Raw genomic sequence first — 10,280 nt, 5'->3', positions numbered from 1 at the left:
TCAAGTTATAACGGTAGTTTGTCTACGGTCTGAGGTCATCATACAGAGTATGATGACCTTGAAGTAAATCTAATGTTAACTGTGAACTTACACACACCTGTGAAGTGTGGTAGAACTGAAAACGCACACAACACGAGTTTATATGCCACTACTGAAAAGCGACATATAAAATATATTAGCATATATTTGGAGTAAATCAATGACTTTTAGTTTATTATTTCTGAAATATAATTATAATCAGAGGTCTTTGCCCAATTATTATCACTTCTTACTAACATAATTTAGGAATTACATGTTATCATAAGTACGTACCTGCAAGGTACATTGGTCATACAACTTCTTTTTTTGACGATTTAAGTGAGTCACTACACTACAACGATGGTGTAGTGGCTTTTTATTTATAACCATAGTTTGAATGTAAAATTCACTACAAAAAAACCGCCATTAAGGCGGTTTAGGAGCTAGATGTTTAGAAATGCTTTTCTAAATGAAAAATATATACAACTAGGATTGCAAAAATGCACTTGGGACATTAATTACTGTGCTTTTAATATATATTAAAACAATCCCTAATCAAAATATACAATATATCTAGTGTTTATACAATGAAAAGTAGCTATCTTATATTAAGAAAATACTAATTTGTCATTTAACTATCTAACGTTGGGTTCAAGATATGCTCTAATTTGATGGAAAGTATAAAAAGACTATTAGAACTACATTTATTAAATCAAGAAAAAGTTTAACCATGAAAGATAATACATATTTATCTTCCAGTAAGTTTGAGTAGTTAAGAATAATTTAATATATTTAAAAACCAAACCCACTCAAATTAAGATTTATCTTGTTATGAGAGGATTTGTTTTTTAGGTAATTGTCAACTGAATGAAGTTGTTAACTAAATACTAAATCATAGTAACAAATGCTTCATAGGGTTTTATATTATCTGTATTAATTTCAGTATCATAGTTATGCAATTTTAAATCTCCCTTGTTTAATTCAAGGTCAGTTTTTAGACTTACAGTTTGATTTGTTAGATTACCGACAATGACTGCAGTTTTATTATTTAATGTGCGAGTATATGCAAAGATACTGGAATTTTCTGAATCAATTAAGTTGAATTTTCCATACGTAAAGGTGTCATCTGACTTTTTAAGTTGAATTAAATCTTTGTAAAATTGCAATATAGAATGATCATCCGCTTCTTGTTGTTCGACATTAATTGACACGTAGTTAGGGTTGACTGGGAACCAAGGTTCAACATTAGAGAAGCCAGCGTAAGCTTCATCATTCCATTGCATTGGAGTTCGAGAATTATCTCTGTTTTCCATGCGGTGTTTCTCTAATAATGCATCAGTGTTTCCGCCTTCCTCTTTAACCATATGGTATTCATTTTTAACAGATACATCGTTAAATTGCTCTATACTTGTAAACGGAAAGTTCGTCATTCCAATTTCTTGTCCTTGATAAATAAATGGTGTGCCTTGTTGTAGGAAGTAAACAACCGCATGACTTGTAGCTGATTCATACCAATATTTATCATCACTTCCCCATGTAGATACACGACGTGGCTGATCATGGTTTTCGATGAATAGTGCATTCCATCCAGTATTTTCAAGTTTTTTTTGCCAACGATTCAATACTTTTTTATAAGCTTTAACATCGAAATGAGATTTTCCTGTATTCCATAAGCCTAAATGTTCAAATTGAAAAATCATATTAAATTTACCATTTTTTCTTCCAACCCATTCGTCAGCATTATCGGGATTTACTCCATTTGCTTCACCTACAGTCATAATATCATACTTACTTAATGACTCATCTTTGATTTGTTGTAACCAACCTTGAAGACCAGGGCGGTTCATATCAGCATCAAAAGCCGGTGCATATTTTTTACCTGGAGGAACGGGTAAATCTCCCATTTCCCAAGATTTTTTAAGATGCGTAATTGCATCTACACGAAAACCATCAATACCTTTATCGAACCACCAATTCATCATGTCTATAACTGCATTTCGTACTTCAGGATTTTCCCAATTTAAATCGGGTTGCTTAACACTGAATAAGTGAAAATAATATTGTCCTGTATTTTCGTCATATTCCCAAGTTGAACCATTAAAAATACTTTCCCAGTTATTAGGTTCAGAACCATCATCCTTCGGATCAGCCCAGTAGTACCAATCACGTTTAGGACTGTTTTTACTTGAACGAGACTCAATAAACCAAGGATGTTCGTCTGAAGTATGATTGACTACAAGGTCTAAAATTAGTTTCATTCCTTTCTGATGGACCTTATCTAAGAGTTCATCAAAATCTTCCATAGTTCCAAAATCTTTCATAATGGCGTGATAATCGCTGATATCATAACCGTTGTCATCGTTAGGAGAAGCATACATTGGACTTAACCAAATAACGTCAATTCCTAAATCCTTTAAATAATCTAATTTTTGAATTAATCCACGTAAATCACCGATTCCATCATTGTTAGAATCATTAAAGCTACGAGGATAAACTTGGTATGCGACAGCTTCTTTCCACCATTGTCTATCTTTAATTTCTGTCATAATTTTCGCTCCTTATCGTTTTATGTTATTTACAATGACTAAAATATCAGTATGCTTTATGTTTATTTTTAGCCATTTAAAGATAGAAATAACACATTAAAATGTAATCGATTACATTTTAATGTATCAAGTTTTTTGATTTTTGTAAACGATTACATTAAAGTCAGTTATGTTATATAATAAGTTTGGATAATTTAGCTTAAATTATATTTAGAAAAATATCTCATTTATTTAGTAGTAGCTAAGAGTGAATGTTAGTATAACAACTTTTTTCAAATCAAAGTTGTATGTATTGAACAAGGGGGATTCAAGAGTGACAAGTATAAAAGATGTGGCTAAACTTGCAGAAGTGTCAACAGCAACAGTTTCAAGAGTATTAACAAATACCGGGAATGTATCTATAAAGAACAGGAAAAAAGTTTTAGATGCTGTAGAAAAATTAAAGTATTATCCTAATAGTATTGGAAGACAGTTAAGAAAAATGGAAACTAAGACTATTTTAGTTGTAGTACCTGATATTACTAATCCTTTTTTTACAAATATGCTGAGAGGAATTGAAAGTATAGCTGAAGAGAAGGAATATCAAATTCTTTTGGCTGATATTCAAAAGAAGAAAGTAGATAATTATTTTAAATACCTTTATGAAAGGCAAGTAGACGGTATGATCCTATTAACGTCAAAGTTAAGTTTAAGAATAATGAAAGATATTTATGATAAATACCCTATAGTGTTAGCATGTGAAACAAGTACAATTCTAGATATTCCTACAATATCAATTAATAACATTGAAGCGGCAGAAACAGTTACAGATTTTCTTATTAATTTGGGACATAAAAAAATAATACATGTTACAGGATCATTAGATAGTATTTTGGGGAAAAAGCGTTTATTAGGATTTGAAAATAAGATGAGACAGTATAATTATCCAGTCACTAAGGAATCAATTATTGAAGGTGATTTTTCGTTAGAATCAGGATATAAAATTGCAAGACATATTTTAAGTATGAAAGATAGACCAACAGCTATTTTTGCAGCTAATGATGAAATGGCTATTGGAATAATTAAGGTGTTGAGAGAACATAGGGTAAATATACCGACAGATATTTCTATTGTAGGGTTTGATAACATTAAATTAGCTGAAATTATTGAACCTGGACTTACAACATACTCGCAACCTAATTATGAAATCGGTGAAAAAGCAATGGAGTTGTTAATAGACATTATAGATAAAAAAGCAATGGAAAGAAAAAATATAATTTTAAATGGTAAGTTAATAGAAAGAAAATCAACTATATTCCCAAAAATGTAATCGTTTACAAAAGCGCTTTCATATGATAATATCTGTAAGTAATCGATTACATAATCAACGAAGACCGATGTGTGTAGAAAATATTATGTGAAATAACAGTCTTTAAAGTAATCGTATACTTTAAAGACTGTTATTTTTTAGGGAGACTTTAAAATGAAAGATACAGATGGTTTAGGTTATCAATACAATAGTGAGGAAGAAAAGCCATTGTCAGAAAAATTGAGTTTGCCAATATTGAAAAAGAGCATTATTTTTGCAATGACTTTTGGTTTCTTTGGAGTAAACATGGCATTTTCTTTACAGTCAGCTATGATGGCTAGAATTTTCCAAACCTTAGGAGCGAACCCTAATAACCTTGGTTGGTTCTTTATTTTACCTCCGTTAGCTGGTTTGATTATTCAACCATTGATTGGTTATTATTCGGATCGTACATGGACAAGATTTGGTAGGCGAATGCCATATTTATTAATAGCCGGTCCTATAGGAGCTATCACCCTTGTATTATTACCGAATTCAGGATCACTTGGTTTTGGCTATGCATCATTGGCTGCTCTTTTATTTGGAGCAATCATGACACTTTTTATGGACTTGACTGCAAATGCTTGTATGCAACCATACAAAATGGTTATTGGTGATACGGTTCCTGAAAAACAAAGAGATATGGCTTGGTCTTGGCAACAAATTTTTTCGAATATGGGAGGGATTATAGCAACTTTACTCCCATTCTTATTAACACTTTGGGGTGTATCGAACGTAGCGCCTAAAGGTGAAGTACCTATGACAGTAAAAATTGCATATTATATCGCAGCAGTTGTTCTATTGATTTCAACTATTTGGACGGTACGTTCTGTAAATGAATATAATCCTAAATTACATGCACATTATCATGGAATAGAGGAAAAAAGAGAACGTAAAAACTCATTGAATTTATGGCAATTGCTTTTAAAAGCACCTAAACAATTTTGGCAAGTGTCTTTAGTTCAATTCTTTACTTGGTTTGCCATTATGTATTTATGGACATATACACCGGGTGCTATTGCTAACAATGTTTGGGGTACTACAGATCCTTCATCAGCAGGATACCAAGAAGCAGGTAACTGGTATGGTGTATTAATCGGCGTACAATTTGTAGCATCTATTTTATTTGGCATAGTAGCTGCATATGCAAAACCTCATCAAAGAAAATTAGTATTAAGATTTGGTTTGCTCATGGGTGCTATTGGATTTATATCAATTTTCTTTATTCATTCACAATGGTTATTAATTTTATCGTTCTGCTTAATTGGAATTAATAACCTTACTATGAATACACAAACATTTACATTATTAACTGAAAATACAGATGGTAAAAATGCTGGTGCTTATTTAGGATTATTTAACTGTTCAATTTGTCTCCCTCAGATTATCGCTTCTTTAGCTAGTTTTGCGTTATTCCCGTTGTTTGGTAAATCAATGCCAAACATGCTGTTATTTGCTGGAGTAATGTTATTGGTGGCTGCAGGATGTGTAAGTTTTATTGACTCCAAGTATGAAAAAACAATAGTGAAATCATAGAAATACAGATTGTCGACAAATCTTATATAGACTTGTCGACTTTTTTATTAACTAATAGATATTACTCACTTAAATATAATGAGTACTAATACAAAACACTATTTATCACCTATTTTAGATGTGTTTTTAAAAGAAATTATCGCTTATTCTATTAGCAATAATCCAACTTTAGATTTGGTGCTACCATCTTTAGACAAAGCTATTAGAAATATCCCGAAATTAAATTATCGAACTACAGTTCACTCTGATCAAGGTTGGCACTATCAGCACAGGCCTTGGGTGGAAATACTTAAAAACCATATATTTTTCAAAGTATGTCAAGGAAAGGTGATTGTTATGATAATTATCCTATGGAGAAGAAATTAGTTCTTGTGAAGGATTGGAATTAAAAATATACAAATATATCGAATACTATAATCATTTAAGAAGAAAAATGAATTAAAAAGGCAAGACTCCTGTTGAATACAGAAATCTTACCTTAAAAGAAATAATTTAATCAAAAAGTTTAAATTTTGGTTCACTGCAAAATCTTAGGTCTTTTATTTATTTCTCAGATTGTTGTCTCATCATATCAATCACAAAGTGTTCCATATGTCTAATGACTGATTCGTCTGGGACACCTTGTGGAACAAAAATACCTTTAGCAGCATTTGGATTAATATCGTCAGGAAGTTTATGTGTGTTAAGGTCTAACATTTCAATTTTAAACAAACTTGGATGTTTGTAATTACCAAAGGTTTCCATTACAAGTTGCATGTTATCTATTTGTAAGAAGACATAATGTTCAGAATGAAGACTATATGAACCTTCTAAAGACATACCACTTTCTTAATCGATATTGCTGACCATTACTGGGTTAATACCTTCTACTTCGATGATGACATGACGTTCTTTAAAGGGAGTATCCTTTGGCGTACGTTGAACAAATGTTCGCCACATAGCGTTACTTTCATTTAAACGTTCGTCGTAGATGTCTAGTATTTTATCTGTCCCTAAAGCCAATTTGCTTTCAGTTGCTGCTTGTATCAGTTCATCTTCACTTAATTGATAAAAATTTTGATGAGGTAAGACTCGTGCTGAACGAATTGATTTCCAATGTTTAATATCTTCCCATCGTACTTCTCGATCATTCACGATAGCTTTAATTTCTGAATTTTTGCGTTCAAATTTACTTTCTTTGGCCAATATTAAAAGTTCAAATACTAATGTCGCCATCAGACGAGGTAATATCTCAGTATAGTGAATTGATGAATAGTGTTTAAACTCATTTAAAAAGTCTGTGTAAGATCTTGTTTTATTGAAGTGTCAATTTCTAATTCTGTACTTTCAATTTGACGTAGTAGCAGTAACGTTTTACTATCAAGCTTTAATGTACTCAAAAAATGTTCAATATCAACATGAGGCCCAGTTAATCTCTGATGCAATGTCTTCTCATAATCATCTAAGCTGTCTGTGATTAAATTATCAACTAAATAATATTTATCTAAATAGTGATGATAGAATGTAGAACGACCTACCATAGCTTTATCTGATATATCTTTGATAGTAATATGTTTAAATGGCTTTTTAGTTAAAAGATCTAGCATAGCGCGTTTAATTGTTAATTTGGACCTTAAAATTCTTAAATCATCCATCATTGTAACCTCCATGTTGTTAAAAGGATTCTGTTGCAAAGTTGAAAAATAAAGGTTTAATCTCAATTTTTATGGCATGATGAAAATCTGTAAATCTGAAGAGGTCTACAGTTTTTTTATATATATTGTAAATATATTCAATACTTTTTAAAGTAATATTTGTCATATTGATCCTTTGATACCTTGTTTTCATATTATTATTTTCAACTTTGTTTACTTCACTCTAATTAGGAGTATTTTTAATTCATTAAGTATTAAGTTAAATTATTGATTAAATAAAGAAGTAATTGGTAAGTTATCGCGTCGCTTATTCAGAGTATGCATTTCTGCGAATTCTGATTTGAAGGATTTCATTAAATAACCTTGCATATCATGAACAGTCTCATTTTTTTGAATTAATGTAGCTTTAAAACGCTTAAGGACATTAACAATCTCAAATTCCATATCTTCTAATAAGTAATATGTATCAATAGAATTGTTGAAAGATGTTTTGGCTTTTAACAATACAGACTTGATAATTTTAATTTCAGCTACAGAAAAGTTACTTAAATAGTTTTGAATACTCTTCGGTAATTCTTCTAATAATTGGAATTTTAAAGCTTCATTACTAAAGTTTGGATTGTCGTGATTTGAATGATTACTAGGATATGCTAATTTCTTATCATTCAAATCATGCGTATCATTACTCTCAGTCTTAATATAATCAGTATCATTATAATCAGTATCATTAGACTGTGAATTTGGAAGTTCTTGACCATCTAAATTCACAGTTCTAGAACTTCCAAATTCATTGTTCTGGAACTGTGAATTTGGAAGTTCCTTGCTATGACTGGCTTTAATGTCATAATTAGGTTTTAATAGGTATAATCTATTTGGTTTATTAAGACCAACACGTTCTTGAGTTAGTAAATTAAAACTTATTAACTCTTTTTTTAATTTTATAATTTTTTGTTCTGCATAACCTAAGTATTCGCACAAATGTTTATTACTGAAAATAAAGTAAATGTTATTATTTTTATCTACCCATTCATTTTGGATGGATAATTCAAAGCGATCTTTTAATAAAGCATACATAATTTTGGCTTCCGCCGACATTTTTTTAAAGTATGAATCTTCAAATAAATATTTAGGAAGTTGATAAAACCTTTCAGTTTTTACTTGTGATAAATTGTATTTTTCAAATTTCGGCATAATAAAAACCTCATTTCCATTTTTAGAATTGAGGTAATAAAACAATTTTTACGTAAGTTATATGTTTTGTGCTTGCACTTAGATGATTAGATAGATATAATACAAGTATCAAAAAATATATAAACAAACGAGTGCGAATCGTTTTATTACCGAGAGTCGATGCTACGCCAATAGCATTGACTCTTTTAGTATTTATAAAGTAATATTAACACTTTTAAGAAGGTATATAAAGAGTTTTAAATGTAGTTAAAACTCTTTGTTTTAGTACCTAATTATGCGACAAAAACATTTTATAAAGGGCTAATTAGGTATCTAAGGGGGGGGTGTTATGAGAATTATCAATGGTTGATGATGAATTAGGTGTAACTAAACAAACTATTGTTAATAATACTAAAAGTTTAAATATAGCATTTGAAAAAGAAAATGAGATTAATTATATTGAGGATAATGATTGTTTTAAAATCATAGAAAAGAATCAGTAAAAAAAGAAATGTTTGGTAAAAATACTGAAAAAGTAGAGAAAAATATATAATAATTCAAATAGTCCTGAGACATTAAAAACAAAAGTAAACGAATTAGAAAAGCAAATAGAAATCTTTGAATCTAGAGCTGAAAATGATGAAAAATATATTGAGAATCTAACTGAGCAATTAGATCAACAAAATAGCAATGTTAATACATTAAAAAATTGCTAGGGAATCAACAAATATTAGGATTAGAAAGTAACAAAAAAATATAAAGGTCGGAGTCTGAGTTAGAAGAAGAAAAACAACTAATTATTCTTTTGATATGTCTGCTAATGAGAGACAAAATGTTAATGTACAAGAAGCAACATTTACTAGAGAGTCTAAAGATACTGATCAACAACAAGAATGGGAACAATCTACAGAGGCGCAGCGTAAAGATATACCTGAAGAGAAAGAGAATGAAATTATTAACGAAGAACCACCCACAATAGACGATAAACAATTCGAAGAAATAGATAGTGAATACGAAGAAAGGGAAGAAAAAGAACTTTAAAAAGGTTTCTGGAGCCGATTGTTTGGTAATTAACACAGTAAATATCCCTACAAGTTTATAAGATTGTAAGGCTATTATTTTTATTATTGGCACTTCTGATAAAATGACCTATTATGTAAACTAATAAAAGGAGGAGTATTATGAAAGCAGGTCCACTGAAATGTCCAAACTGTGACGAAAAGTTAGGGAGTGTAAGAAAAGGTAGAATAGATTACATAGTAACAAAAAATAATATAGTTTAAAAATATTCGTTAATGAAAAATAATATAAAAAACTCATAATAAGATTATAATCATCTGTTTTGAGACGCCGTGAGAAGCTCTCAGTTGCATTGAAACAAAGTTTATTAAATCAAATCATTATCGTTTTTAATTCTGTAAATCGTCTGCCTTGTTATATTTACTTCTTTCGCAATTTTACTAATTGATTGGCCTTCTTCTAACATTTCTACAACGCGATGATAAATAATACGTTTCTGTGGATCTTTAGCATTTGGTGAATAAAGTAAAGGTCGCCCTTTATATACATCTTTTACCTTCGCGACTTGAATACCTTGCGCTTGTCGACGTTTACTTTCATTTCGTTTTTGTTCTGAAACCATTGCTAATATTTGGATGATTAAGTCTTTCATAAATTTATCTAATAATGGATTACCAATCACTTCATTCATCATAGGTAAGCTAGTAATCATCAATTGAACTTCTTTGTCTTTTAAATAATTAACTGTCTTAATCACCTCATCATAATTACGACCTAAACGGTCAATAGACTCTACAACAAATTTATCTCCTATTCTCACAAAGTTAAGTGCTTCTTGAAATATAGGTCTGTTTTCTACTGACTTTCCCGATTGTTTTTCTATAAATATTTTTTCTGCACCAAATGTTTTCAAATTAGCTAGCTGTCTTTCTAAATTTTGGTTTATAGATGATACTCTCGCATAACCAACAATCATTAAACCTTACCTCATAATTAAGGTTCTGTTGCAAAGTAAAAAAATATAGCTAA

At 30.3% G+C, this 10,280-nt stretch carries 10 protein-coding genes and 1 pseudogene; 5 read left to right on the top strand and 6 right to left on the bottom strand.

Annotated features, from left to right (window positions below):
- Nucleotides 1–905: 905 nt before the first annotated feature.
- Nucleotides 906–2,564, bottom strand: coding sequence for a glycoside hydrolase family 13 protein (locus tag HMPREF3270_RS00045; RefSeq protein WP_070847852.1), 1,659 nt, complete (start codon nt 2,562–2,564; stop codon nt 906–908).
- 313 nt (nt 2,565–2,877) lie between these two features.
- Here HMPREF3270_RS00045 and HMPREF3270_RS00040 point away from each other — a divergent pair, with 313 nt between their 5' ends.
- The 4 genes from HMPREF3270_RS00040 to HMPREF3270_RS14395 all read left to right on the top strand — a co-directional run bounded on the left by HMPREF3270_RS00040 (nt 2,878) and on the right by HMPREF3270_RS14395 (nt 5,869).
- Nucleotides 2,878–3,873, top strand: coding sequence for a LacI family DNA-binding transcriptional regulator (locus HMPREF3270_RS00040; protein ID WP_070847850.1), 996 nt, complete (start codon nt 2,878–2,880; stop codon nt 3,871–3,873).
- Nucleotides 3,874–4,026: 153 nt separating this feature from the next.
- Nucleotides 4,027–5,427 (top strand): SLC45 family MFS transporter, encoded by a 1,401-nt coding sequence (locus HMPREF3270_RS00035; RefSeq protein WP_070867133.1) that lies wholly within the window; start codon nt 4,027–4,029, stop codon nt 5,425–5,427.
- Between the two features lie 54 nt (nt 5,428–5,481).
- Nucleotides 5,482–5,793, top strand: a complete 312-nt coding sequence (locus HMPREF3270_RS13465; protein ID WP_371106789.1) for a DDE-type integrase/transposase/recombinase — start codon at nt 5,482–5,484, stop codon at nt 5,791–5,793.
- Between the two features lie 13 nt (nt 5,794–5,806).
- Nucleotides 5,807–5,869 (top strand): hypothetical protein, encoded by a 63-nt coding sequence (locus tag HMPREF3270_RS14395; protein ID WP_371106788.1) that lies wholly within the window; start codon nt 5,807–5,809, stop codon nt 5,867–5,869.
- 101 nt (nt 5,870–5,970) lie between these two features.
- Here HMPREF3270_RS14395 and HMPREF3270_RS00030 read toward each other — a convergent pair whose 3' ends face one another.
- From HMPREF3270_RS00030 to HMPREF3270_RS00015, 4 genes are all read right to left on the bottom strand, one after another.
- Nucleotides 5,971–6,246: a hypothetical protein gene (locus HMPREF3270_RS00030; protein WP_060803697.1), complete on the bottom strand. Its 276-nt coding sequence runs from the start codon at nt 6,244–6,246 to the stop codon at nt 5,971–5,973.
- Between the two features lie 9 nt (nt 6,247–6,255).
- Nucleotides 6,256–6,642 carry a hypothetical protein gene (locus tag HMPREF3270_RS00025; RefSeq protein ID WP_070847843.1) on the bottom strand — a complete coding sequence of 129 codons (387 nt, stop codon included), beginning with the start codon at nt 6,640–6,642 and terminating at the stop codon, nt 6,256–6,258.
- Nucleotides 6,643–6,695: 53 nt separating this feature from the next.
- On the bottom strand, nt 6,696–7,061 hold the full coding sequence (locus tag HMPREF3270_RS00020) for a TetR/AcrR family transcriptional regulator (RefSeq protein ID WP_070847840.1): 366 nt from the start codon (nt 7,059–7,061) through the stop codon (nt 6,696–6,698).
- Nucleotides 7,062–7,325: 264 nt separating this feature from the next.
- Complete coding sequence (locus HMPREF3270_RS00015) at nt 7,326–8,252, bottom strand: replication initiator protein A (RefSeq protein WP_060803694.1); 927 nt, start codon at nt 8,250–8,252, stop codon at nt 7,326–7,328.
- Between the two features lie 341 nt (nt 8,253–8,593).
- Between HMPREF3270_RS00015 and HMPREF3270_RS00010 the strand changes: the two are divergent.
- Nucleotides 8,594–9,272: pseudogene (locus HMPREF3270_RS00010) on the top strand (DUF536 domain-containing protein).
- Between the two features lie 346 nt (nt 9,273–9,618).
- Here HMPREF3270_RS00010 and HMPREF3270_RS00005 read toward each other — a convergent pair.
- Nucleotides 9,619–10,227, bottom strand: coding sequence for a recombinase family protein (locus tag HMPREF3270_RS00005; protein WP_060803693.1), 609 nt, complete (start codon nt 10,225–10,227; stop codon nt 9,619–9,621).
- Nucleotides 10,228–10,280: the final 53 nt, after the last annotated feature.

This window comes from Staphylococcus sp. HMSC65H10 (assembly GCF_001839185.1).
Taxonomy (GTDB): domain Bacteria; phylum Bacillota; class Bacilli; order Staphylococcales; family Staphylococcaceae; genus Staphylococcus; species Staphylococcus simulans.
This window is presented reverse-complemented; position numbering and strand designations above follow the sequence as displayed.

Excerpts from the sequence above, each read along its gene's own strand:
- HMPREF3270_RS00025 (WP_070847843.1), bottom strand. The coding sequence starts at position 6,642 with ATGGCGACATTAGTATTTGAACTTTTAATATTGGCCAAAGAAAGTAAA.
- HMPREF3270_RS00005 (WP_060803693.1), bottom strand. The coding sequence starts at position 10,227 with ATGATTGTTGGTTATGCGAGAGTATCATCTATAAACCAAAATTTAGAA.
- HMPREF3270_RS00035 (WP_070867133.1), top strand. The coding sequence starts at position 4,027 with ATGAAAGATACAGATGGTTTAGGTTATCAATACAATAGTGAGGAAGAA.
- HMPREF3270_RS00015 (WP_060803694.1), bottom strand. The coding sequence starts at position 8,252 with ATGCCGAAATTTGAAAAATACAATTTATCACAAGTAAAAACTGAAAGG.
- HMPREF3270_RS00030 (WP_060803697.1), bottom strand. The coding sequence starts at position 6,246 with ATGTCTTTAGAAGGTTCATATAGTCTTCATTCTGAACATTATGTCTTC.
- HMPREF3270_RS00045 (WP_070847852.1), bottom strand. The coding sequence starts at position 2,564 with ATGACAGAAATTAAAGATAGACAATGGTGGAAAGAAGCTGTCGCATAC.
- HMPREF3270_RS00020 (WP_070847840.1), bottom strand. The coding sequence starts at position 7,061 with ATGGATGATTTAAGAATTTTAAGGTCCAAATTAACAATTAAACGCGCT.